This is a genomic window from Aerococcus sp. HMSC23C02 (assembly GCF_001806805.1).
Classification (GTDB): Bacteria; Bacillota; Bacilli; order Lactobacillales; family Aerococcaceae; genus Aerococcus; species Aerococcus sanguinicola.
Window position 1 is genome coordinate 462902 of record NZ_KV786060.1, and the last position, 24534, is coordinate 487435.

21 protein-coding genes are annotated in these 24534 nt (G+C 50.8%); 2 read left to right on the forward strand and 19 right to left on the reverse strand.

The features are described from left to right. Window positions 1–668 precede the first annotated feature (668 nt). The 6 genes from mscL to HMPREF3090_RS08835 all read right to left on the reverse strand — a co-directional run bounded on the left by mscL (window position 669) and on the right by HMPREF3090_RS08835 (window position 4519). Window positions 669–1055 (reverse strand): large conductance mechanosensitive channel protein MscL, encoded by a 387-nt coding sequence (gene mscL, locus HMPREF3090_RS08810; RefSeq protein WP_067974331.1) that lies wholly within the window; start codon window positions 1053–1055, stop codon window positions 669–671. Between the two features lie 83 nt (window positions 1056–1138). After that, window positions 1139–2176, reverse strand: coding sequence for a YdcF family protein (locus HMPREF3090_RS08815; protein ID WP_067974327.1), 1038 nt, complete (start codon window positions 2174–2176; stop codon window positions 1139–1141). Continuing rightward, window positions 2173–3075 (reverse strand): 16S rRNA (cytidine(1402)-2'-O)-methyltransferase, encoded by a 903-nt coding sequence (rsmI, locus tag HMPREF3090_RS08820; protein ID WP_067974323.1) that lies wholly within the window; start codon window positions 3073–3075, stop codon window positions 2173–2175. Before rsmI ends, HMPREF3090_RS08815 begins: the two co-directional genes overlap by 4 nt. A 12-nt stretch (window positions 3076–3087) precedes the next feature. After that, a complete protein-coding gene (locus HMPREF3090_RS08825) occupies window positions 3088–3396 on the reverse strand; it encodes a GIY-YIG nuclease family protein (RefSeq protein WP_067974320.1) in 309 nt (102 codons plus the stop codon). Then, window positions 3389–4132 (reverse strand): tRNA1(Val) (adenine(37)-N6)-methyltransferase, encoded by a 744-nt coding sequence (locus HMPREF3090_RS08830; RefSeq protein WP_067974316.1) that lies wholly within the window; start codon window positions 4130–4132, stop codon window positions 3389–3391. Before HMPREF3090_RS08830 ends, HMPREF3090_RS08825 begins: the two co-directional genes overlap by 8 nt. Window positions 4133–4156: 24 nt before the next feature. Next, on the reverse strand, window positions 4157–4519 hold the full coding sequence (locus HMPREF3090_RS08835; protein WP_067974310.1) for a DNA replication initiation control protein YabA: 363 nt from the start codon (window positions 4517–4519) through the stop codon (window positions 4157–4159). A gap of 571 nt (window positions 4520–5090) precedes the next feature. On the opposite strand from HMPREF3090_RS08835, the gene HMPREF3090_RS08840 reads away from it, so the two are divergent. Then, window positions 5091–5858, forward strand: coding sequence for a GNAT family N-acetyltransferase (locus HMPREF3090_RS08840; protein WP_067974303.1), 768 nt, complete (start codon window positions 5091–5093; stop codon window positions 5856–5858). An 87-nt stretch (window positions 5859–5945) separates the two neighbouring features. Here HMPREF3090_RS08840 and holB read toward each other — a convergent pair whose 3' ends face one another. From holB to nrdD, 7 genes are all read right to left on the reverse strand, one after another. Further along, window positions 5946–6920, reverse strand: coding sequence for a DNA polymerase III subunit delta' (holB, locus tag HMPREF3090_RS08845; RefSeq protein ID WP_067974299.1), 975 nt, complete (start codon window positions 6918–6920; stop codon window positions 5946–5948). An 11-nt stretch (window positions 6921–6931) separates the two neighbouring features. Then, a complete protein-coding gene (gene tmk / locus HMPREF3090_RS08850) occupies window positions 6932–7582 on the reverse strand; it encodes a dTMP kinase (protein ID WP_067974296.1) in 651 nt (216 codons plus the stop codon). Next, the gene (gene recR, locus HMPREF3090_RS08855) at window positions 7582–8199 is read right to left on the reverse strand and encodes a recombination mediator RecR (RefSeq protein ID WP_067974292.1); all 618 of its coding nucleotides are present in this window, start codon (window positions 8197–8199) and stop codon (window positions 7582–7584) included. The genes tmk and recR overlap by 1 nt, the downstream gene beginning before the upstream one ends. A gap of 332 nt (window positions 8200–8531) precedes the next feature. Continuing rightward, on the reverse strand, window positions 8532–8852 hold the full coding sequence (locus tag HMPREF3090_RS08860) for a YbaB/EbfC family nucleoid-associated protein (protein WP_067974290.1): 321 nt from the start codon (window positions 8850–8852) through the stop codon (window positions 8532–8534). A 193-nt stretch (window positions 8853–9045) separates the two neighbouring features. After that, window positions 9046–10842: a DNA polymerase III subunit gamma/tau gene (dnaX, locus tag HMPREF3090_RS08865; RefSeq protein WP_067974285.1), complete on the reverse strand. Its 1797-nt coding sequence runs from the start codon at window positions 10840–10842 to the stop codon at window positions 9046–9048. A gap of 254 nt (window positions 10843–11096) precedes the next feature. Next, a complete protein-coding gene (gene nrdG / locus HMPREF3090_RS08870; RefSeq protein ID WP_067974282.1) occupies window positions 11097–11666 on the reverse strand; it encodes an anaerobic ribonucleoside-triphosphate reductase activating protein in 570 nt (189 codons plus the stop codon). Next, window positions 11666–13915: an anaerobic ribonucleoside-triphosphate reductase gene (gene nrdD / locus HMPREF3090_RS08875; protein ID WP_083272454.1), complete on the reverse strand. Its 2250-nt coding sequence runs from the start codon at window positions 13913–13915 to the stop codon at window positions 11666–11668. Before nrdD ends, nrdG begins: the two co-directional genes overlap by 1 nt. Before the next feature lie 587 nt (window positions 13916–14502). Between nrdD and HMPREF3090_RS08880 the strand changes: the two genes are divergently transcribed. Beyond that, complete coding sequence (locus tag HMPREF3090_RS08880; protein WP_067974278.1) at window positions 14503–15408, forward strand: nuclease-related domain-containing protein; 906 nt, start codon at window positions 14503–14505, stop codon at window positions 15406–15408. 374 nt (window positions 15409–15782) lie between these two features. Here HMPREF3090_RS08880 and gorA read toward each other — a convergent pair whose 3' ends face one another. From gorA to mprF, 6 genes are all read right to left on the reverse strand, one after another. Next, entirely contained in the window at window positions 15783–17132 is a 1350-nt protein-coding gene (gene gorA, locus HMPREF3090_RS08885; RefSeq protein ID WP_067974275.1) for a glutathione-disulfide reductase, read from the reverse strand. Between the two features lie 502 nt (window positions 17133–17634). Further along, window positions 17635–18372, reverse strand: coding sequence for an SDR family NAD(P)-dependent oxidoreductase (locus HMPREF3090_RS08890; RefSeq protein WP_067974271.1), 738 nt, complete (start codon window positions 18370–18372; stop codon window positions 17635–17637). Between the two features lie 121 nt (window positions 18373–18493). Continuing rightward, window positions 18494–19789: an O-acetylhomoserine aminocarboxypropyltransferase/cysteine synthase family protein gene (locus HMPREF3090_RS08895; RefSeq protein ID WP_070486489.1), complete on the reverse strand. Its 1296-nt coding sequence runs from the start codon at window positions 19787–19789 to the stop codon at window positions 18494–18496. A 119-nt stretch (window positions 19790–19908) separates the two neighbouring features. Beyond that, the gene (locus HMPREF3090_RS08900) at window positions 19909–20568 is read right to left on the reverse strand and encodes a YczE/YyaS/YitT family protein (protein ID WP_067974262.1); all 660 of its coding nucleotides are present in this window, start codon (window positions 20566–20568) and stop codon (window positions 19909–19911) included. A gap of 470 nt (window positions 20569–21038) precedes the next feature. Continuing rightward, window positions 21039–21536, reverse strand: coding sequence for an LURP-one-related/scramblase family protein (locus tag HMPREF3090_RS08905; protein WP_067974258.1), 498 nt, complete (start codon window positions 21534–21536; stop codon window positions 21039–21041). A 2-nt stretch (window positions 21537–21538) separates the two neighbouring features. Then, window positions 21539–24031 carry a bifunctional lysylphosphatidylglycerol flippase/synthetase MprF gene (mprF, locus tag HMPREF3090_RS08910; protein ID WP_070486491.1) on the reverse strand — a complete coding sequence of 831 codons (2493 nt, stop codon included), beginning with the start codon at window positions 24029–24031 and terminating at the stop codon, window positions 21539–21541. Between the last annotated feature and the right edge of the window lie 503 nt (window positions 24032–24534).

Genomic DNA, 24534 nt, shown 5'->3' on the forward strand with positions numbered 1-24534 from the left:
GAGCGAAGCATTCGCTCGTTTCTGACTTGTGAAACCACTCCAAGCCTGCCAAGTCGAACCCGACTGACTATAGGGTGTAAGCGGATAGCGCTCAACCCACAACCAAACACCAGGAGTGTGGGTTAGAAGCAAAGAATCCTCAATTAAAGATCAGGAGTGTGGGTTGACAACATCCAAGCCACAATCAGACTCCGGGAGCGTGGGTTAGCAGCAAACAACCCTCGATTAAAGATCGGGAGTGTGGGTTGAACTCTGTCAAGCCACACTCAGGAGGCCGGAATATGGCTTTCCAAGCCGAGTCCAAGTAAAACCTGGCACAATCCATGGTAAAAAATATAAAATAAGGTTCAACAAGCTAGCAAGGCCCTTGCTAGCTTGTTTACATTATGATGAGGTCAGTCAGCTTGCCTAGCAGGAGCTGAACTTGCTAATAGGAGGCCCATTTGCGAGTTGACGCGGGTCTACTTGCTAACAGGCAGCTCATTAGAAAGCTCAAGATCAGCTACTTGCTAATCAAGGCCCTGTTTGAAAGTTAACGCGATCAATCCTTAAAAATAAGCCTTCTTGATATTTTAATACTGATCACTAGCACAAAATTTATAACAAAACACCGCCCTTAGTAAAGAGCGGTGTTTTTGCTTATTAACGATTACGAATCATCGTTAAGACTATTTATTCTTCAAAAGATCGCGGATTTCAGTCAAGAGGACTTCTTCTTTGCTTGGTTTATCCTCTTCTTCCTCATCCACTTTTTCTTCTTTCACGAAGGTGTGTTTCAATGTTGCCACACCCTTCATCACAAAGAAGAGAACCAGGGCGATAATCAGGAAGGAAACGATAGATTGAATAAAGTTCCCCACCATCAACTTGGTATTACCAATCTGCAAAACAATATCAGTAAAGTCCGTTGAGCCCGTGAAGAAAGCCACAATTGGCATAATAATATCTTCAACTAAAGAATTGACAATGGCAGTGAAGGCGGTCGCCATAACAACCCCGATGGCCATATCCATTACATTACCTTTTGCGATAAAATCGCGGAATTCTTTTAACATAAGTACTAGCTACCTCCTTAATATTTAGCTTTTCCTATGAGTCTATTAAAGCACAAATTAAGAACAACTTAAAGTCTTTCCTTTTAAAAATGTACAAAATTAATGATGCCAAAGCCGAGTAAGGCAAGGCTGACGATAAAGTGCAAACGGCGGTGCATGAAGAGAATGGCGATGTATTCGCGGAAGCTATCGATGGTCCATTCCTTCAAGGTAGAGGGCGCGCCAATTCCGCTCACTTGGTAGAGCTTCTCCAAGTTGGCATAGAGCTGGCTGCGGTAGAGGTGGTAGGAAGAGGTCACGAAGACAGCAGAAACGGCTTCAATAATGGGCTGGCGGTCTTGGATCAGGCACTTGCTGTAGTAGAAGTTGCCGTGGGTATTGGACGCTTGGTCTTCCAAGAGAATCTTATCTGCTGAAAGGCCTCGGGCAACGAGATAGTCGCGCATCACTTCCGCCTCGGTATAGCTGGCTTTGGGCCCGGTCAGACCACCCGAGACAATAGTCACAGGCTGCTTGCCATGGATGTAGGTGTGCCAGTTCAGGTAAGACAGGGTCCGGTTCAAACGCCGCTCCAGGACGCCGCTGGGGCTGCCATCTGGTCTCAGCGAAGCCCCCAAGACAATCACATAGTCTTGAGCTTTTTGGCTTTCAAGGAAGGACAGGCGGGCGGACATCAATAAATAGTTAATAAATAAGAGCACATAATAGGCCATTACAAAGTCTGGAATCCTGAGCCAATCCTGCTTGTCCGAGAGCTCTACAGTGAAGATCAGCCAGTAATGGGCGATAGAAATCCCGATCAAGAGGACGCTGAGGAAGAGGCCCACCAGCAACTGGCTATAGGAATGTTCCTTGGTAAAGAGGTTCAAGGCCAAAGAGAACATGCAGACCCCAAAGATCATCAAGAGCAAGGGCGCGATATAGTCGGTTAGGACCTGGGCCCAGCGAAAAACCTGGTGGACCCAGTAATAACGCGGAAAATTCTGGTCATTGATCACCGCAAGAAAGAGGCAGACCAAGCCTAGAATCAAAATCAAGTTATCCCACACATTGCGCGGTGCCAGGATAAAGATAACCAGGGCCACGGCAATCAGGGCAAAGGCGATGCCATAAATAATCACCCTTGACCACCTTCAATCTGGTGGTAGGCGGCATAGACCTCCTGCTTGGCCAGACCCTGGTCCTTGGCCACTGCCTTGATGGCTGCCTTGGAGGTCAGACCTTCTTGAGCCATCCGCCCAAGAACCTGGTCGCGCAAGCTCAAGCCAGCATTAGGGGCCGCTGCTGCTTGTTCCGCCTGGGCTTCTTCCTCCGACTGGCCCGCCAGCATGAAGCAGATTTCGCCCTTTATTTCAGGATGGTCTTCATAGTAGGCAAGGACTTCGGCTAGAGTTCCCCGACGAAACTCCTCGAAGCGCTTGGTCAATTCCCGGACCACAACAACTTTGCGGTCGTCACCGAAGACTTCCGCACACACTTTGAGGCTTTGCCGGAGCCGGTAGGGCGATTCGTAGAAAATCAGGGTCGCCTGGTCGCCCTTCAAATCTGCTAGAGTCTCCTTGAGGGCTTTTTTCTTGCGAGGCGGAAAGCCGACAAAAAGAAAACGCTGGGTATCGAGGCCAGACGCCATGAGGGCAGTCAGAGCCGCATTGGGACCAGGCAGGGGAATCACCGCGTAACCAGCTTGGATAACCGCCTGAACCAGGTCAGCCCCGGGATCCGAGATCGCAGGCATGCCAGCGTCCGACACCTGGGCTAAGACTTGGCCCTCCTCTAAGCGCTTGAGGATCGTCGCTAAGCGTTCCTGGTGGTTGAACTTATGATAGCTCAGCTGCTTAGTTGAGATGTCAAAATGGTTGAGGAGTTTTTGAGTATTACGAGTATCTTCAGATAAGATCAGATCAGCTTCCTTGAGGGTGGTCACCGCGCGGAAGGTCATATCCTCCAAGTTACCAATGGGCGTCGGCACAAGGTAGAGCCGACCTCGGTCTGACGCTTGAAAACTTTTTTGTTCCTGCATACTGGGACCTCCTTAAGGCGTATTGTCGAAGATAAATTGCTGGGTCAAGGGTTGGTTGAAGTCGATCCCCTGCTGGGTCAGGTAGGCTTCCTTAGCCGGTCGCTTCTGGTGCTTGAAGGCGTATTCTGCTGACATGGCCGCAGACTTATCCGCATAAGCCTTGGCATAGATCATATAGCAGGGGCGGCGGGAAGCCGGGCGGGTATACTTGGCTCCCTTGCCGGACTGGTGGGCTTTTTCTCGTCGTTTAAGATCAGTGGTATAGCCCGTATAGAGGGTCTGGTCAGCGCAGGCCAAGACGTACATATAGTGCTTAGCCATAGAGGACCGCCGCCACTTCCTTGGAATAGTGCCCCTCTTGGTCATGGATATAGAGCGGAGGTTCAGCCCGCAAGCCTTTTGCCTGGCCATTCTTAATGAATTCGAGAAGGACGATATGAGCCTCCCGTTCAGGCAGGGGATAAACCAGACGGAGCCGCTTCAATTGGAGCCGGTGTTTATCGGCGAGGAGTAAGAGTTCTGGCAGACGTTCCACCTGGTGAACGAGATAAAGCTTCCCCCGCGACTTCAAGAGGATCTTCGCCTGTTGGAAGATATCCTCCGCCGTCATCAGGAGTTCATGCCGGGCCACCGCCTTACTATCGTTAGGATTCAGAGGGGACTGGGGATAGACCTTGAAATAGGGTGGATTACAGGTGATCAGGTCCACACTATCATGGGCAAAGTAATCCCGCGCCCGGCGGATATTGCCCTGGATAATCTGAACCTGGTCCTCCAAGTGGTTGTGGCAAACCGATCGCTGGGCCATATCTGCCACATCCTCTTGCCACTCAATCCCGTAGACCCTACCTTGCGTCCTTTGCGCTAAGACCAGGGGCAAGACGCCATTGCCCGTACAAAAGTCAACCGTCACAGACCGGGCACTCGCCTTGGTCTGGGCAAAGTCAGCCAGCAAGAGAGCATCAATGGAGAAGGCAAAATGATCCGCGCTTTGGATAATGTCCAGGTCCTCCCGCATCAAGCGGTCCCAACGTTCGCCTGGCTTCAATTCGATCATTGCGATTCCTCCCTCTCCTACTGCTTAACGGTCACTGTAGAGGATGTCCAAGCAGAACATGCACTGCTCATCATTAGCCCGGCGCTGACCATAAGAAATATTACAAATATGGTAGCCATCCTCATAAATATTCATTAAGTTCTTTAAGGCTGGGGACAAGCCTGACACATCTTCAGGACTATGCCCCCCTAGCTCAACCTGGCCATCCTGGTCAGGCGCGGTCAATTCTTGGAGCCGCTCGCGCAAATACTGGTTCTCCATCTGCAAGTCATGGTTTTGCATAACCGCCTCCGACCAACGCTCCTCCAAGCGGTCCAGATTCTCCAACAAAGCGCTCAGCTGAGCCTTCATCCCCTCAAACTCCTCAACCATCTCACGATTATCCATCAAATCCCTCCTTCACAGCTTAAACAAGAAGCCTTCTTCTAGTCATCCATTTTAGCATATTTTACCCTAACGTGCTTGTAAAAAAGGGTGTGAGCAAAGGCGGGTAGAAAGGGATGACTGGAGGCTAAGAGGAAAAGAGCGGCTTTAACCGATCATTCCACTTTGCTGAAGTCACTCCCTTTCTGCCTTTGCGAACCCGAGTATAAGGTGTGAGCAAGAGCGGGTAGACTTGAATGATTGGAGGTAAGCCACAAACAAGGTCTCGGCGTGTGGGTTGACAAGCTTCAAGCCACACTTAAGGGCCTGCTGTGTGGGTTAGAGCGATGCAAGCCACAATCAGTGCACCAGAGTGTGGGTCGGCAAGCAGCAAGCCACAATCAGTGCACCAGAGTGTGGCTTAGCAAAGCACAAGGCACAAACAGAGCGCGCGAGTGTGGCTTGGCAGACTACATGCCGCCCCTCTAGCAAGAAATCTCCCTGCTTTCTATTAAACTTGAAAGATCTTTTCTAATCCTCAACATTTTCCCTTATAATAGTTGAGAAGTCTCACCATAGAGAAAGGATGACCCCCATGTTCCATTTTTCTGATTTATATAGCTATGCGAGCCATTATGAACCTACTGATCTTTTTGATTTTTTAGGCAATCCCCAACTGGCAGAGGATTATGAAACAAATTGCTTACAGCTGGCCTTCATGCCTGGTGCAGAGGAGCTCGACATACTCGAGGATATCTTCTGGGACTATGCGGAGGAGCTGGGCCTGGCCTATTACAGCTTCTACCTGCCTGAAAACCACGGCATTCCCAACGAACTGATGGCAGCACTCGAAAGCAAAAACTACCAATTAGCCAGCTACCAAGTCTTCCAAAGCCCCGCTAACCGGCGTCAGTCGAAAGAGATGCAAATAAACTGGCAAGAAGTCACCGACGAAGATAGCTTCCAAGCCTATCTAGATTTCCAAACTCCCTTCGACCAACCGGCCCCTCCGGCCCTCAGAGATAGCCGAGCCTTGCGCTATCAGATGGCCTATCAGAATCCCTGGATCAGCCAATCCCTGGCCTATCAAGGAGACCAACTTGTCGCGACATGGGACCTGATCGACCAAGGCCCCTTCCTGGAAATCGACAACCTGACCGTCCACCCCGACTACCGGCGCCAGGGGATCGCTTCCCAAATTATCACCCTCAGTCAGGAAAAAGCAGCCCCGTCTGCCAAGCCCCTCCTCGCCCTAGCGGATATCGAAAATCCTTCTGTGGCGCTCTTTGAAGGACTAGGCTTTGAGGCCTTGAGTCTGGTCACTCGCATCCACCGTCCCCTAGACGAAGCAGATGCACTTTAAAATATAAAAAAGCGGTCCATAAGTCTCCCAGCCTAACCGATCATTGGAGGTCTGAGAAGCTTATGGCCGCTTTTTTATTCATGCACGCTAGCCTTGCCAGCTCGCCAGAACAAAATATTCTAGGGCCGCCTGGGGGCTGACATTGGCTTGGATCATCCGCCGCGCCTTAAGTGCCAGCTGGACTTGGTCTTGGAGCTGGCGAGGATTTACCTGGCGGCGGAGGTCCTGGTAAGCCGAAGCCCGGGAAGGCAGGATGAGTTGGTCTCTTTCCTGGTAGTTGAGAACAAGCAGGTCGCGCAAGTAGGCCAAGATGATTTCAAGGAGGCGTTGGTTCGTCTCCCGTCCCTTGTCTCGCTTGATCCAGTCCGTCTGCACCATGGTAAAAGCCCGGGGATCCTGTTTAACTAAGGCTTCCAGCCAGGTCCAGGAACGTTTGGTCTGGTCTAAGAAAGTCTCATCTTCTGCCAAGCCTTGGGCCAGACTGAGGTCGGAAGTCAGAGCTGCCAGGTATTCCGACACTTGCGAGCTGATCCCCGCCTCCTGGTAGGTCAGCCGGACCTGGTCCAGGGGCAGAGTCTTGAAGTGGATCACCTGACAGCGCGACTGGATGGTTGCCAAGAGCCGCTCTTTTTGGCTGGTCAAAAGAAAGATATAAACTTCGGGATTGGGCTCTTCCAGGAACTTGAGCAGGCTATTGGCAGCGCTATTGGTCATCTTCTCTGCCTCATGGATAATGAAAACCTTGTGCCCGCCACCCATAGCGGTTAGCGAAAGCTCCTGCTTAATCTCCCGCATCTGGTCGATCTTCAGGCTCTGCCCCTCCGGCTCGACGTGGACTAAGTCAGGGAGGTCGCCTTGGACGAGGAGCTGGCAGTTCCGGCACTGGCCACAGGGCTTATCTTCTCCCTGACAAAAAAGGGCCGCCGCCACATAGTCCGCCATCTCCGCCTGGCCAGCCCCCGCCTCTCCTTCAAAGATATAGGCGTGGCCCAAACGTCCCTGGCGGAGGACCCGGTCCATCAGCGTCGTGAGTTCCGGCTGCTTGGCTTGAATTCGAAACATGGTCTCCCCTCCTAGTCTTGGCGAAAGTCTTCTGGATAAGCCGCTTGCAAGATCTTCCAGGCCTGGTCCAAGCAGGCTTCTGGCGCCTGACTCGCATCGATAGCCTTAATCCGCTGGCCCTGGTCCTTGGCTAGGAGCTCTTGGTAGCCTGCCACCACCCGCTTATGGAAAGCGATACTCTCCTGGTCCAAGCGGTTGTATTCGTCAGACCGCTGTGTCTGAATCCGACGAATGCCTTCTTCTGCTGAGAGATCTAAGTAGAGGGTGAGGTCAGGGGCTTGGCCTTCTGTCGCAAAGTCATTAATGGCTTGAATGCCAGCTACCCCAATCTCCCGCCCCCAAGCCTGGTAGGCAATGGATGAATCCACGAAGCGGTCACAGACCACCCACTTACCGGCTGCTAGGGCAGGTTGGATCTTGTGGACCAGGTGTTGGCGACGGCTCGCCGCATAGAGCAAGGCTTCCGCCCGGGCATCTAGATCCGTATGAGCAGGATCCAAGATAAGGTCGCGGATTTTTTCCGCTAGGGGCTCGCCACCTGGTTCACGAGTAGCGACCAAGTCAGGAAGCAAGTGAGCTTCCAAGCGGGCAAGAAGGCCTTGGATCAGGGTGGTTTTCCCTGAGCCGTCTGGGCCTTCCACTGTGATAAAACGTCCGGGCATCAGTCTTTCTCCTTCCCTTGGTTCATGGTCCGCCGCCCCTCCAAAGCACGGAGGAGGGTCATTTCATCGACATACTCAATATCTGACCCCACAGACAGACCGTAAGCAATCCGACTCACCTTAATCCCTGCCGGCTGGATCAGGCGAGACAAGTAAGTCGCCGTCGCCTCACCCTCCGCCGTGGCATTGGTAGCAATAATCACTTCCTGGATGGTTTCGTCCTGGAGCCGGGTCAGTAAACTCGTAATATTCAAGTCTTCCGGACCGGTTCCTTCCATGGGGGACAAGACACCGTGGAGGACATGGTAAAGGCCTCGGTACTCCTGCATCCTCTCCATCGACATGACATCCCGGGCCTGTTCCACCACCATCACCTGGGACTTGTCCCGAGTCTGGTCAGCACAGAGCACGCAGGGATCTTCTTCCGTAATATTCCCGCAAACGCTGCAGTAGACTAAATTACGCTTCACATCGACCAAGGCCTTAGCAAAGTCCACCACATCCGCTTCCGGCATATCTAAAACAAAAAAAGCCAAGCGCGCCGCCGTCTTCGCCCCAATTCCCGGCAATTTCTGGAAGCTATCAATCAACTTAGCAATAGGTTCTGGATACTGCATCTAATCCTCCTTAAATCATTAGGCATAAAGAAGAGGCCCAGCAAAGATTGGCCAGGCCCCATGCATACGTGCTTCTTAACTTAAAACCATTCCTTAATTTTTAATGTTGGTAATTAGTAACCAAAAACTATACCAATTACTTTTGAGCAGGAGTGAAGCGTTGAAGTTGGTCCTTAGCCATGAAAAAGCAAGCAAAGGAAATTACGGATCGTAGGCTTTAGCCGTACGAGCCGTTTGACTCTTGCTAGGCGAGAGACCGAGGCTCGAGCCGGTGCCATGGCTTTTCAAGGACCAAATTCAAAAGCGCAACGTATGCTCACCAATACAAATTGTTAAAACCCTAAACCAGACAAGCCCTTACTGATTCCACCAAAAGATTTCTCTTGGGCAGCATCCACTTGGCTCAAGGCATCATTCGTTGCTTCCAGTAAGAGGTCTTGGAGCATATCGATATCATCCGGATCCACCACATCCGGTTTCAGGTCAATCTTTTCAACCTTCTTGTCGCCCGTCACCGTCACCTTAATCATGCCGGACGGTTCCGTCCCAGTAAAAGTCGTTTCTGCTAGCTCCTTTTGCGAAGCCTCCATCTGCGCCTGCATCTTCTGTGCCTGCTTCATCATCTTCTGCATATTCATCATATTGTTAGCCATGCTTGATTCTCCTTTATGCTTAGTTGAGCTTCTCTTGGTCATACCAAATTCTCTGTATCGCTTAACGTACTCTATAGCGCACGTTTCTTTCTACACTATTATAAGGGAAAATGCCTGAAGGGTAAAATGCTTTGCTGAACTTTTAATAAAAACACCTTGCCAGCAGTCGACGAGAAAAAATAGTCTCTCGGTCTTAATCATCCACCACCGTCACATTATCTGCCCCGAAGAGTTTGATGGCTTCTTCTGCCAGCGGATTGTCTTCTTTAGCCTGGACCCCCTCCAGCAGGGTCTGGTCACTATCAGCTGGCTTTTCCTCGGAAGACGCGGCTTGCTTGATCTCAGTTGGCGCCTGGTCGCCCAGGAGTTCGTCCAATTTGCCTGCCTTGTGGGCGGTGACATAGTTCTGCCGGGCTTCATTCCATTGTTCGCTAGTCAGGATGAGCATCTTACCGGGATGGCCTACCCCTTCCTGGAGGCGTTTGGCCACGGTATCCTTAATGGCTTGGTCGTCCGCTACCTTTTGACAGAGGATAGCATAATCGAAACGCAAAACAAAATACTCAGGGGAGGCAGCGGCAGGATAGGTCTGTTTGAGCAGGGCCTGTTGGATATTAGGCAGGGATTCCACCAAGTCCGGCCAGATACTTTCGATCTTGTGGCGGTCGGTATTGGTGGCCTCCGACAGGGTCTTATAGATCAGCCCATAATTGGGTTTATAGTTGACCGAACCTGTGGCCTGGCGCTTGGCAGTCGGCTTGGCTTGCCCCTTGGCTGGACCTCCCGGCGTTCCTTGAGCGACCTGGTCTTGAAGGGATTTCACTTGGGCGGTGAGAGCGTCCAACTGGTCCTGGGCGGCCTGGGATACCGGTGCATTTTCAGCAGCTTCCTGGAGTTCTGGCGCCTGGTTGAGACTCTGACTCAAACGAATCGAGAGCACTTCCAGGTAGATCTCTGGCTGGCTGGTAAAGCGGAGTTCCGACTGGGCTTCCTGGAAATGGTCCATCATCAGGTAGAGGGCCTGGTCAGGGAAATCCTTGGCCAAGTCAAAGAAGGCTTGGGAGAAGTGGCGGGTCAGCTCGGATTCTTGCCCACCCAATTCCTTAGCCATCAGCAGGTCCCGGATAAAAGCCAGCATTTCTTCAACGAAACGGTTGGCTTCTTGGCCCTGGTTCAGGATCTGGTGGAGGGTATCGAGCGCTTGCCGGGCATCTTGCTTAAGCAGGGCCTGGCTGTAGGCCAGCATCTGGTCCTCGCTCAGGGTCCCCGTTACTAGGCGGGCCGTCTCCGCATCCAGACTGCCTTCCGCAAAAGACAGGCTCTGGTCCAAGAGGGAGAGGGCGTCCCGCATCCCCCCATTGGCCGCCCGAGCAATAATCTTCAAACTGTCTTCCTCATAGGCCTGGTCATTGCTTTTGAGGATATAGGCCAGGCGCTCTTCGATATCCGTATTGCGGATCCGGCGAAAGTCGAAGCGCTGGGTCCGAGAGATAATCGTCGCAGGAATCTTATGGGGTTCCGTCGTCGCTAGGATGAAGACCACGTGGGCAGGCGGTTCCTCCAAGGTCTTGAGCAGGGCATTGAAGGCCCCCGTCGACAGCATGTGGACCTCATCGATAATATAGACCTTGTACTGGGCTTCGGTAGGCGTATAGCGGACCTTATCGCGGATGTCGCGGATCTCCTCCACCCCATTATTAGAAGCCGCATCGATTTCAATCACATCAGCCAGAGTCCCCTCGGTAATGGCCTGGCAGATCGCGCATTCATTGCAGGGTTCCCCATCGGTCTGGTTGGGGCAGTTAATGGCCTTAGCAAAAATTTTCGCCGCAGAAGTTTTCCCTGTTCCCCGGGGTCCTGTAAAGAGATAGGCGTGGCTGGTCTTCCCCTCGCGGATGGCATTGCGCAAGGTGCGGGAAACAGCCACCTGTCCCACAATATCCGCAAAGCGCTGGGGCCGCCAGACCCGGTATAAAGCCTGATAAGACATAAATAACGCTCCTTTTTCGTACTCGTTTGGGGAGGCAAGATCCTCCCACCGTCCTATGTATTATAACAAAACTTTCCCCACTTGGCCCGAGTGAAGTCGAAGTCATACAAAATCAGAAATTCATTTAAAGCTTCTATTATAAGATATATTGTGCTAGTGAGCATCTACTCCACTTTGATGTGAATCCTTATATTTCAAATAAAGCAAAAAGCAGCTGACTCTTCCTAAAAATAGGATTGTCAGCTGCTTTGTCATTAAATATCATCATACTTGCCGTCTAGCCAGAGGACCATCTCCCCCTGGGCCAGGGACTTCTTCACATCGATAATGCGCTGGTTGGAACTGCCGCGAAAGCGCAAGTTCAAGTCGAGCTTGTCGAGTTCGAAGCGGCCATCCACGAGCACATCGATATGGTTCAAGAGCCAGAGTTTATCGTCAGTTTCCTGGAGGAGTTCCTCCCAGTAGTAGCCGCTCCAGCTCCAGATATCCTTAGTGTCCCCGAAGCGCTCGCGCACCTTGGCGACCAGGCGGTTGAGGACCTGGGTATTGAGGAAGGGCTCGCCCCCTAACAGGGTCAGACCTTGGACATAGGGTTGGGCCAGGTCGTTGAGGATCCGCTCTTCAAGTTCATCGGTATAGTCTACTCCATAGTTGAAATTTTGCACAATTTTATTGTAGCAGCCCTTGCAGGCGAAGGGACAGCCACTCACATAGATGGAACAACGGACGCCATCCCCATCCACGAAGTTAAAAGGCTTGTAGTCGGCAATCTTACCTTTGCTGAATTTCTCCGCTGTCCACTCTTTGGGCTTGGGGTTGCGCATTAGCCATCAGCCTTTCTTTGGGCATCTTGGTTCAAGAGGTCGATGGTGTCTGCTTTAGAGTCCTTGACCAAGGCATTGTCTGCCGACATATGCTTAACCCGGGCGCTAATTTCTTTGTGGCGGCCTTTTGCCATCGGACGGATATTCGGATTACCGAGGTAGCCGCAGGTCCGCTTCACCACGTCGCAGCTGTCAGGGTCGTTGTTGCCACACTGTGGGCATTCGAAACCGCGCTCAGTCGGCTTAAAGTCCCCGCTGAAGTCGCAAGCATAGCAGTGGTCGATGGGCGTATTGGTTCCCAAGTAGCCCACCCGGTCATAAGCGAAGTCCCAGACCGCTTCTAAGGCCTTAGGATTTTGCCGCATGTTAGGGTATTCACAGTAGTGGATGAAGCCGCCGCTGCAATATTTAGGATAGTCCTTTTCAAAGTCTAACTTCTCAAAAGGTGTCGGATTCTTGCGGACATCGTAGTGGAAGCTATTGGTGTAGTAGTCCTTGTCCGTAATGTCCGTAACCTGGCCAAATTTTTCTTGGTCCAGGCGGCAGAAGCGGTCCGTCAGACTCTCACTTGGGGTGGAATAGATACTGAAATGATAGCCATAGTCATCCCCCCATTGGTCCGCCACTTCCTTCATATGTTTGACAATATCCAGGGTGAAGGCCTTGGCTTCCGCATTATCTTCCCAGTCTGGACCGTAGAAGTAAGTCGCGGCTTCGTAGAGCCCGATATAACCCATGGACACCGTTGCCCGGCGGTTCTTGAAGAGCTCATCCACGTCGCCTTCTTCATCGAGCCGCTTGCCGAAAGCCCCGTATTGGTAGAGGATGGGCGCATTCTCAGGCTTAGCTTCCTTGGTCCGCTCCACCCGGTAGAGGAGGGCCTTTCTCAAGACTTCTAAGCGTTCATCAAAGATTTGCCAGAACTGGTCCTTGCTGTGGTCAGATTCTAGGGCAATCCGCGGAATGTTCAGGGTCACAACGCCCAAGTTCATCCGGCCGCTGTTGACCTCGCACCCCTGTTCATCCTTCCAACCTTGGAGGAAGGACCGGCAACCCATTGGCGCCTTGAAGGACCCTGTTAACTCGACAATCTTGTCGTACATGAGAACATCCGGGTACATCCGCTTGGTAGCACATTCGATAGCTTTTTGCTTGATGTCATAGTTGGGATCGCCCTGGTCCAGGTTGGTCCCGCGACGGATAGTGAAGACGAGTTTAGGGAAAATAGCAGTCCGTTTTTCCCGGCCGAGCCCTTGGATACGAACATTCAGGATGGCCAACTGAATCTCGCGAGCAAACCAGTCCGTCCCCAAGCCGAAGCCAAGAGTGGTAAAAGGTGTCTGGCCATTGGAAGAGTACAAGGTGTTGATCTCATACTCGAGACTCTGCATGGCATCATAAATATCCTTCTTGGTCCGGGCGTAGGCAAATTCGCGCTGGCGGTTCTCGCCCTCAATCCATTCCTTAGCTGTCTTCAAGTGCTTGTCGAAGTTCAGCTTGGCATAAGGAGCTAGGACCTCATCGATCCGGTCCGCTGAACAACCGCCGTACTGGGAAGACGCCACATTAGCAATAATTTGGGCAATCTGGGCGCAGGCCGTGTTGATGGACTTAGGCGATTCCACCTCCGCATTCCCGATATGGAAACCATTGGACAACATCTCTTGGAAGTCGATCAAGCAGCAGTTGGTCATCGGAGAATAAGGCGAGTAATCCAGGTCATGGAAGTGGATATCCCCCTTCAAGTGGGCATTAGCTACTTCCTTAGGCATCATAGAAAGCCCAATCGCCTTAGCCGAAACCCCTGCCGTCAGGTCGCGGGTCGTATTGAAGACCCGGGAGTCCTTGTTGGCATTCTCATTGAGGACTAACTTGTCCCCTGCCGCAAATTCTTGCAGCTTAGTCGACACATCATACTGCTTATCATTGAACTGCATCTTATTGTGGCGGAAAATCCGGTAGCGCTCACTCGCTTCAGTATAGCCAAAGTTCTCTAGGCTACGCACCACCGCTTGGGCAATCCCTGCAGACTGGAGGGACTCCGCATCCCCCTGGAAAATCTCAGCCAAGGTCGCTTGGAAAAGCTTATCCAGCACTTCCTCATCCTTCACATCCAGGGCTTTGGCGAGCGAATGCTTAACCGCAGAAGGCCGGAAATGAGCCTTGTGCCCATCCCGTTTCTCAACCATCAAATCCTCCAAATTAATATTTTGGATCTTTATTTCTGGCGTTGTTTGCTCATTAAACATCCCAATCCCTCTTTCTAACTTGTGTATCCTTTATCGATCGGACACAAGATATAGGGGGTCCGACTGACTTAACTCCCCCATATCTTGAGCTCACTAACTATCATAACCGACTACATATAGATTTTCAACATTAATCTCGTACAATATCTTGTGTTTTACAGATTGTTCTCCCAGGAAAGACCGCCAAAGCCCCACAGTCTGGGAAGAGCGAAAAACAATTCTTTGAAAAAACTTGCTTCGCTTGGTCAGAAAATACAGAAATGGCTTTTTGGGGAGAGTGAGTTTGATGCAAGATTGACTCGAGACCTGAGATTGTGGGCTGGGAGAGCGCAAGCCACAATCGGGATATTCTATTGTGGGTTAAATCAATTCAACCCACACTCAAGAACTTCCGTTGGGGGCTAGTCTTATCCAATCCACACTCGAAGTCTTTTGTTGTGGATTAGAGTATTCCAACACACACTTACCCTCCTCATTTGTGGCTTTACCCGCCAATCCATTTATCCAAATCTATTATTTATAAAAAATAAAAATCAGTTAATGAATAACCACATTAACCGTGTATATATCTAATAGGAGGGATAAAAATGACTAGAAAAGAATCCTTGACGCTACAGTATTTTCGCACTTTAAAGAAATATCAACAACTAACACCTGAAGGCCATAAAAAACTGGACCATTTCGAACGAGGTTTTGAGGGGGAATTAGCTTTCGACCACATGTTGGAGCAAATAGATGTCCACCCCCTCGCTCATTATCGCAACTGGCAATACCAAGATGCTTATATTGAGATCGATTCGCTCCTGGTATTTCCTTCAAGCCTTTGTTTAATCGAAGTGAAAAATTACCGCGCTCAAGTCAGCTGCCGAGACCGCCGCTGGAGCTTTAACAACTATCCCGGAGAGCGCGATATTTGCCAACAGTTACTCAAATCCCAGCTCTTCATGGAAAACTTATTAGCAGAGCATCAATTATCAATCAATCTAGAGGCCAAAATATATTTTGCCAATCCCTATAACTATCCTGATTTGGATGATTCGGTAACTAAGAATGTGCTGCTCCCCCACCAAGCTCGAGATTATTTTCAATCCTTAAGCCAAGAAAAGTTCAACCCGGAAATAAATTCTCTTTGCTATTTATTAGAAGAAATAAAATGTCCTCCATTCTCAAATGAATTAGAAGATTTTCAGAAGTTTTACCCAGGTTTTCATTGCAGTATCTGTGGTAACAAGCTCAATATTTTTCGTTATTATCTTGCATGTTCCTGCGGTCATACTCTCTCTAAGGATGAAGCTGTCTTAGAGCTCATCAATGATTACGCCCTTCTTTTTCCAAATCGAACATTGAATGGTACAGCTATTCAAGATTTTGCTTGTGGTAAAGTGAGCTATTACAAAATCCATCAAATTCTCCAACGCCATTTCACCTATCTAAAAGGGAAAAATCCAAAGCAATTTCAAAACCCTTACTCTCCACAAACAATCGAACAATAGAGTTCTTAATAGATACTAGATTGGATACTCAATTTAAAAATTTTATACTTGCCTGATATATTAGGTTTGCTTTAATGATTTCGTGTTTAAGTAAAACTATCATCAACCTACACTAGATCCTTCTGATTGTGGGTTAATTCTCTCTAACCCACAATCAAATACTGCAATTGTGGATGGAACATATTCTATCCACACTCGAGGGTTTCAATTGTGGGTTAAACAGATTTTACCCACAATTGGACACTTCATTTGTGGGTTAAACAAATTTTATACACAATTGAGCACTTCGTTTGTGGGTACCACCACCCACCCCCACAAAAAAAGACCCCGAGCGTGGGGCTCGGGATCCATCTGTCAGATATTTAGGGCTTGAATTAACGCAGGGTGACGAATTCTTCGGCGCTGGTTGGGTGGATGGCAACGACGCTGTCCAGGTCGGCCTTGGTGGCGCCCATTTGGATGGCGACGCCGAAGCCTTGGAGGATTTCGTCCATGCCTTCGCCGGTGCCGTGGAGGCCGACGACTTTTTCTTCTGGGCCGGCGCAGACCACCTTGTAGTGGCAGGCTTCGCGTTCGCCGGCAGCGGAGGTGTACATGGAGTAGAAGTTGCTGGTGTAGACCTTGATGGCCTCTTCGCCGTATTTATCGATGGCGTCAGCTTCGCTCAGGCCGATTGATCCGAGAGCGGGGTGGCTGAAGACCACGGTTGGGACATTGTCATAGTTGATGGCGCCGGATGCTGCCCCGTTGTAGAGGTATTCAGCGACTTGGCGGCCGGCACGGATGGCCACGGGGGTGAGGTTGACCTTGTTGATGTTGTCGCCCACCGCATAGATGTTGGCAACGGAGCTTTGATGGTTATCGTCCACCAAAATCGCTCCGGTCCTCTCGTCGGTCTGAACACCGATCCCTTCTAAATTCAAGTCATCGGTATTGACAGCCCGTCCGATCGCCATCAGCACCTTGTCCGCGCTGGCAACTTTCTCACCATTCGCATAGCAGGCGATCTGGCCTTCTTCTTCCGCAAATTTTTCCAAGCCTTGGCCGCCGTAGAAAGCGATGCCTTGGTCTTCGAAGGATTCCAGAACAGTATCTACCAACATTTGGTCGAAGCCAGCTAGGGGTTGGTCTTGGAACTCGAAGACATCGACTTTGACACCAAGCCCGTTTAAAACGCCCGCAATTTCAACGCCGATGTAGCCTGCCCCAACAATCACAACAGATTCTGGCAAGCTCTCCCAAGCAAAGAAATCATCTGAGGTTGAGAGGAGCTCGCGCCCTTCCACATTCGGAACTTTAGGCCGTCCCCCAGTGGCGATGACGATCTTGTCCGCCGTATAAGTCTTGCCGTCGACTTCCAGGGTCTGGGCATCCACAAAGCGGCCATAACCTTCAATTAGAGTGATTTGATTTTTCTCAAATTGCCGGGTATAGGATTGACGCGACCGGTCGATATAGGCGTCCCGGGATTTCTTAAAGGTCTGGTAGTCGAAGTTGACATTGTCCGCACTAAAACCGTAGCCAGGGCCGTAAGTTTCAATCGCATCACGGACGCGCGAGGCATACCAAGTGATCTTCTTAGGTACGCAGCCAATATTAACGCAAGTCCCACCGAGGCGCTTGGCTTCAACCAAGCCCACCTTGGCCCCATGTTCCGCGGCTCGGTTAGCTGTCGCAATACCACCACTGCCACCACCAAGAACCAATAAATCAAAATCTGCCAAAAGAACCACTCCTTCATCATTAAACACTAGGTTACTAAAGCTATCATAACAAATTATCGGCCAATCTTCTCCCTATCTGCTCAAAAAGTCGCGCCGCTTTAAGACGAATTTAAAATCCTTTCAATAAATACTTACTATAATAAAGAGGCTGGATCAAAAGTTCCAGCCTCTTTGTAAGTTACGAAGGATTTTCAAAAATCTGTTTCAAAAGCCAGCCCTGACATCCACTTCGTACTGGGTGTGCAACTTGGCGTTAAGCTTGGATGCTCGGAGCAAGTCAGAATAAGGGAGAAGTATTCGCTCGTTTCTAACTTGTGAAAATACTCCATAACTGCCAAGTCGAACCCAACTACGAACTATGTCCAATCATTTGTCAACGAATTTCCATAGTTCGCGGACACTTGCTATAGCTCTTCGAAGCCAAGCGACTTACAGATATAGTATGCGTTAGCTGATTCAGGCCTGATCGACTTTTATCACACTCCCTCATAAGCTAAATCTTTTATTGGATGGTATAACCCCCATCAATGGGCAGGGTCACGCCATTGATAAAATTACTCTTGTCTGAAGCCAGGAAGAGGACCAGGTTAGCCACTTCCTCAACTTGGCCAAAGCGGTCAGCAGGAATATTGTCGGTAGGAATTTGATCTTTCACCTCAGCGATCAAGGGTGTTTCAATAGTTCCAGGGGCAATAGCATTGCACTGGATGCCCTTGGCCGCATATTCACTGGCCGTATGCTTAGTCAAGCCAATCACACCATGTTTGGCAGCAGTGTAAGCAGCCCCGCCCTTACCCGCAACAAGGCCAGCAATCGAAGCCACATTAATCACCTTACCCCCACCTTTCTCAATCATATCAGGGAGAAAAGTCCGGGTCATTTCATAGACACTCGTCAGATTTATCTGCAGGTAAAAATTCCAATTGTCTTTGTCCATATCTAGGAGGGGCTGGTATTGGTCAAAAACCCCTGCATTATTGACCAAAACATCCACCGTTCCAAAACTTTCTTTCACCTGCTGGTAGAGCTTGGCAATCGCTTCAGTGCTGGTAATATCCGTTTCAACCGCTAAGGCAGTCCCCTTATTTTCTTGAATTTCAGCAACCACTTGATCTGCTTTTTCTTTATCCAAATCAGCGATAACAACCTTGGCTCCTGCCTCTGCAAAGGCTAAGGCTTCGCCCTTGCCCATACCAGAGGCTGCTCCAGAGATTAAAACAACTTTATTTTTTAATGCCATCTTGATAACCTCCTTTAATATCTTCATTATAGCAAAACTATGTAACCCCTTACAGTAAAAGGTACTTAAGCAGCAAAAAAGAGCGGACGCACCGCTCTTCTTCTCTCTTTATATCATCAATTTAGGCTTGGTCCAAAGCTTGGTCGAGGTCTGCAATCAGGTCATCGACATCTTCGATCCCGATCGATAGACGGATCAGGTCTTGGCCAACCCCAGCTTCTTCCAATTCTTCATCGGATAATTGGGCATGGGTGGTTGAGGCAGGGTGGACCACTAAGGAACGGACGTCAGCCACATTGGCCAGGTTGGAGAAGATTTCTAGGGCATTCACGAAGCGGATACCAGCTTCCTTGCCCCCTTTAACCCCAAAGGAGAAGATGGATCCAACCCCGTTCGGGAAGTCACGCTCAGCGAGTTCATGGTAAGGAGAGCTTTCCAGACCAGGATAAGCCACCCAGTCTACCTTAGGATGGTCTTCTAAGTGTTTCGCGATCTTTTCTGCATTGGCCACGTGGCGTTCCACACGCAGGGACAGGGTTTCAATCCCATTGATAATCAGGAAGGCGTCCTGAGCGCTCAGGCAGGCCCCGGTGTCGCGGAGAACTTGGGCGCGGATCTTAGTCGTGAAGGCCGCTGGTGCTAGGTCGCCGAAGACCAGGCCATTATAGTGAGAGTCAGGCGTCGAGAAGCCAGGGAAACGCTCGTTATTCTTCCAATCGAACTGGCCATTTTCAACGACAATCCCTGCCAGAGTTGTCCCGTGGCCGCCCAGGAATTTGGTTGCAGAGTGGACCACCACATCGGCACCGTGGTCTAGAGGCCGATAGAGGTAAGGTGTGGCGAAGGTATTATCCACAATCACAGGCAGGCCGTGTTGATGGGCAAACGCGCTGACCTTGTCGATATCGATCAGGTTGGTCTTAGGATTGCCGATGGTCTCCAGGTAGATGGCCCGGGTCTCGTCGTCAATTAATTTTTCCACGGCGTCGAAATCTTCGATATCCTTGACAAAACGCGTTTCAATCCCTAAGTCAGGCAGGGTCACGCTAAATAAGTTGAAGGTTCCGCCGTAAAGACTGGTCGCAGAGATAATATTATCCCCCGTCTTAGCAATATTGAGGATGGCATAAGTAATTGCCGCTGATCCGGAAGCTACCGCAATCCCAGCTGTTCCGTTTTCCAGAGCAGCCACGCGTTCTTCGAGGACGCCCACGGTTGGGTTGGTGATACGCGAATAAATCCCACCCGCATCGGTTAAGGCAAAGCGGTTGGCCGCTTGTTCAGCATCTTTAAAGACATAGGAAGTCGTTTGATAAATCGGTACCGCCCGCGCACCCGTTTCATCGAGTTGGTGGCCAGCGTGAACTTGTTTCGTATTAAAACCCTTATATTTTTCAGTTGGATTTGGCTTAGTCATCTGAATCGCTCCTTTTAACTTATTAAAAATAAGCACTGTTTTCTATGTGAATATACTAGCACACGTCAGCCCGAAATACTATAGGACCGCTGATACACCTTCTTGATGAGTGGTGTTCGTTAAATGCGATCACTTATCTTCCAAGCCCCAATCCGGCCCAGGACAGGCAAATTTTTTTGGTAAAAAGCAACGAAGCGTCCGATCAAAAAGGCCGAAATCAAGGTCCCCCAGCCTACCCCCTCCAAGCCGCCGAGCAAGAGGAAGGAGAAAAGAACCGCCAAACCGGTAATGGTCCCGTCGAAGGCAATCTTCACCCGACCGAACGGCCAAGCAAAATGGGTCGTGATGGCCTGGACGATGCCCTCCGCCGACACATAGAGCCAGTCCGCCGCCACTTCCAAGGCAATCCCAAAAGCCAGGACCGCACAGCCCAAAACCAGGCAGAGAGCCTGGGACCAGATTGTGTTGGGTTGGAGCCAAGACAAGGCTGCCGCCGACCAATCCGTCACCAGGCTGAGAATCAAATTAACCCCGAGCTGGAGCCACTGCCAGGACTGGAAATCCCGGCGGTAGAGGGCCATCTGCCCGACAATGTAGAGGGCATTGAAGATAAAAAGCAAGGTCCCCAAGCTCAGCGGCGTCGCCAAACTCAGCACCAAGGGCAAACTAGAGACCGCCGTTGTCCCCAAGTTGGCCTTGGTAATCAGCACAATCCCCAAAGCATTAATGGCAATTCCTATGGCTAAAACCAGCGCCCGTTTCCAAATATGTGTCGTCATAAAGCTCCTCCTCTAAAGATCTTATCCCTATCTTAGCGAAATTAACGGGGAAAGCAAAGGGAGAACAGGTCCGAATGGGGAACTGGCTTAGGGGATTGGTGTCTGGTGGGTAGGCTGAGGCTGGCAACTTGCAAATTCAGGGTCTGTTTAAAAGTTGCAGCGCGTCGACTTGCAAACTTAGCTCCCCTTTGAAAGTCGACGCGATCCGACTCGCAAACCACCGCCCCATTTGAAAGTTGCCACGACCCGACTCGCAAACCACCACCCCATTTGAAAGTTGCCGCGATTCGACTCGCAAACCACCGCCTCATTTGAAAGTCAGCAGCCTCTCCCAGCCCCTATTCAAAAAAGCCATGCAAAAACCCCGCCAGCTATTTTTTCCGGCTGGCGGGGTTAGATGATAAGATGGTTATTAACGATCAAATTCAAAGGCGGAAGGGATGCTCAGCACTCTCCCTTTCAAAATCAATCTAATCCTCGTCTTCCTCGTCGTCTTCACGGTCCATCAGGTTGTCGATGGCAATGGTAATAGCGACGAGGACTTGTTCGTAATTGGGATCTTTGACTTGGATTTCAAAGCTGTCGCCAATGCTGATGAGCTTTTTGCGGATGGTGCCGATCTCATTTCCACTTTCGCTAACTGTGAACTTGTGGTCGATCAGGTTGCCACGCACTTTCAGTTGGAAGTCGTCGGAGCTGACCTTGACCTTGCGACGCATGAGGGAGAGCTGGCTTCTAACCTTGAGCGATTGACCGTCCGCGAATTCCACACTATAGGTTGGGAAGAGACGGATCAACTTGCGCTTAACGGTGAAAACCTCATCACCATGGGGATCAGTCACATGGATCTTATCGCCGATCAGCTTGAAGTCTTGGTCCACCTGGTAGCAGACCTTGCCTTGGTCGTCTTTGATGGGATAATTATCCGTAATTTTGAAGATACGTTGTTTGATATAGAGAGTATGCATGGTTATTTCTCCTTTTTCTTATAAGACCGGTTGACTGCTTCATAGAGGCCGAGGAGGATCTGGGGCAGGGCGGCGGCTTCGGCGTAGACCAGGTAGCGGTTCTCCCAGTGGGGGCGGAACTTATCCTTGTAGGCGCGCAGGCCCTTGAAGCCATAGACCCGGTTGCCGTACTCATAGACTAGGCGGATCACCCGGTCCCGCGAGCGCGAATAGGTCTGGTCGCCAACATTAGCCAGCGGGGCCATCCCCAGGTCAAAGGTCTCGTAGCCTTCCTCCTTAGCCCAGGCTATAATCTGCAGCAAGAGCATCTGCATCACGTTATCTACAGTATCCCCCCTAAAGCGCATTAAATCAATTGATACGCTCGTCGAACTGATGGGCATGAGGTTAGCAAAGGCCTCCACCCGCTCATCCGAGCGCAGGACAAAGATGGGACTGGCCTGCAGGTAGTCTTCCTGGAAAGCCCCCAGCGAATAGGCCATCTCACTCCGCCCCTCCAACCAGTCATCCGAAATCCCCTTCAATTCAGCTAAAGTTTCCGGGCTATGGGGCGGGGTCAGAACTTCAAAACGCAGGCCTGCCTTCTCCATGGCATTGCGGATCTGCCGGCGGTTGCGGTTCTTTTTCCCCTCAAAAGTGAAGTCAGTCAGAGAGATAATAGCCGCCTCCCCGATCTTGACGGTCAAATAACCCATATTACAAAAATGATCCAGGTAGCGGGGACTGACCTCATAATAGGCCAGCTGCATGCCGGCATCATGGGCATAGGCGGCAAAAGCTTGGAGCAAGCGGTCAAAAGAAGCGGGCTGGCCGACAGGATCACCGAGAACCAACATGTTCCGCCCCACCGACCGGTAGAGCACGGCCGCCTCTTGGTCTGGCCCGAAAAAAATCTGCTTATCATAGAGACGAACTAGGTGGCTGTATTCCGTCCCCCCGTACTGGTCGACCAGGGCCAGATAGGCATCAACCTCTTCTGGACTCGGACTTTGGAAGGCCAGCTTCTTCGACTGGCTGAAAAGAAGGAGCAGGGCCAAGCCCACAACAATCAATAAACTCAGCATGAGATGAACCAGGTTGATGGTAATGACCAATTCCCCCTGGAGGCGGAGGATGTGCCAGGCCACTGCCACGCTGGTCACCCCCAGGACAAGGATAGTCAAGAGACTAGCAACAAGGATATTACGCCGGGTCAGGGGCACGCTAGCCCGGATAAATTGCCGGCGGTTGGCATAGAGGAGGATCCAGACGGCCATCACGACCAGGGCCTCCCGGTAAGAGATGCCCCGAACCAGGCAGAGGACAGCGCCCAGGGGCAAGAGGCCCATCGCCGCCTGGTAGACCCGGCGGACCCGGGCATTGATACCAAGCGAAAGCAGGAGGGTCACAATCCCCACAATTAAGGTGATAAAGGCCGAGACTTGTTCAAAGAGCCGGGGCACCAGGTGGTTGAGCAGGCGGACCCGTTCGAAGAGTTCCGGTGCCAAAGCGGTCGACACGAGGAGGGCGCCACCGATAAACATGACGAGCGCCAAACTTTTGACCAGGACATCTGACCAGAATGTCAGGTGGAAGTCCTCCGTCTTCTCCCGGTACCAGCGGCCCAGAACATAGGTCGAAGCCAGGACCCAGGGAATAATATAGTAACACACGCGGAGAACCACCAAGGCGGCGAGAACATTGGCCGTCTCATAGCCCGCCTTCTGCATGAGCAGGAGGACCGTCACATCGAAGGCCCCCACCCCACCTGGGACGAAGCTGAAGAGGCCCACCACGATACTGAAGACATAGATCAGTAAGCCGTCCGTCCAGGCAAAATTGGGGTTAAAGACAGACATGACAAAGAGAAAGTAAGTCAGGGCAGCCGACCAGTCAAGGATGGATACGCCCACATAGCCCCATTTTTTGCGCCAGGAAATCTGCTGGAGCTGGTAGCGGTCAAAGAGGCGTTGGAACCAGGGCACCCGGTCCGCCAAGAGAAAGGCTGGCAGGTAGAGGGTGAAGATGAGCGCCAGGACTAAGGGCCAACCCAGCGACCGTCCCCAGGCCAGGGGCAAGGCGAGGAAGATCAAAAAGACCAAGCCCAGGAAACTCGCCGCCCAATTCATCACCGACAATTGGAGGGCCGATTCAGCCGGCAGACCCGCCTTCTTGTAGAAGTTCGCCCGCAAGGTTCCCCCCGTCAAGCCCCCGAAATCGATGAATTCATTGAAGGCCTGGCTAATCCAGCCGATCTTAAGGATATCCAGCGGGGCTGCCGTCAAAGGATAATCCCGGGTGGCATTTAAATCATAGAGTCCGTTGACCGAGAAGCCCAAGAGCCCCGTCAGGAGGAGGGCCAGTTGAATCCAAATGGTCTTCTCCCCCAAGGACTGGCGGAAGAGTTGCCAGTCAATCCCCTGGAGCTCGTGGCGGATGAAATAACCTAAAAGCCCAAAAATCAAGACATAAAAAAAGATTTGGAGCACGCGCTTGTGCCGTCTAATAAAATCCATCATACACATTCCTTATCTGTACTTGCAAAAGCCACGCCCAAAAGAATGACATCTCGCGATTATTTTACCTATATTCTATTTCTAAAATAAATAAAATACTAGAAGAAGATGGTCATCTTAGACTTTCTTTAACAAAATAAGGCCGAAATGAATGGGGATTCCTAGCTTAGAGCTTAATTTTTTGAGGATGATGGTTGCGGTGCGGGACAAGCCACACTCAGGGAGCTTGCTTGGGGATTGGTAAGACTGAACCCACACTCGAAGGGCTTGGTTGGGGGTTGCCGGTTGCCGATCCTCACTCGAGAGGCCTGGTTAGAGGTTGCCAGTTACCAATCCACACTCGGAGGCACTCTTTGAAGCTTGCCACGGCTCAACCCACAGTTAGGGAACTTGCTTAGGGGTCGCTCGGTCCTAGTCGCAAATTAAGGGGGCATTTGAAAGTTGGCCGGGGCCTAGTTACAAACTAAGGGGACTTTCGAAAGTTAGCGCAGTCCGACTCACAA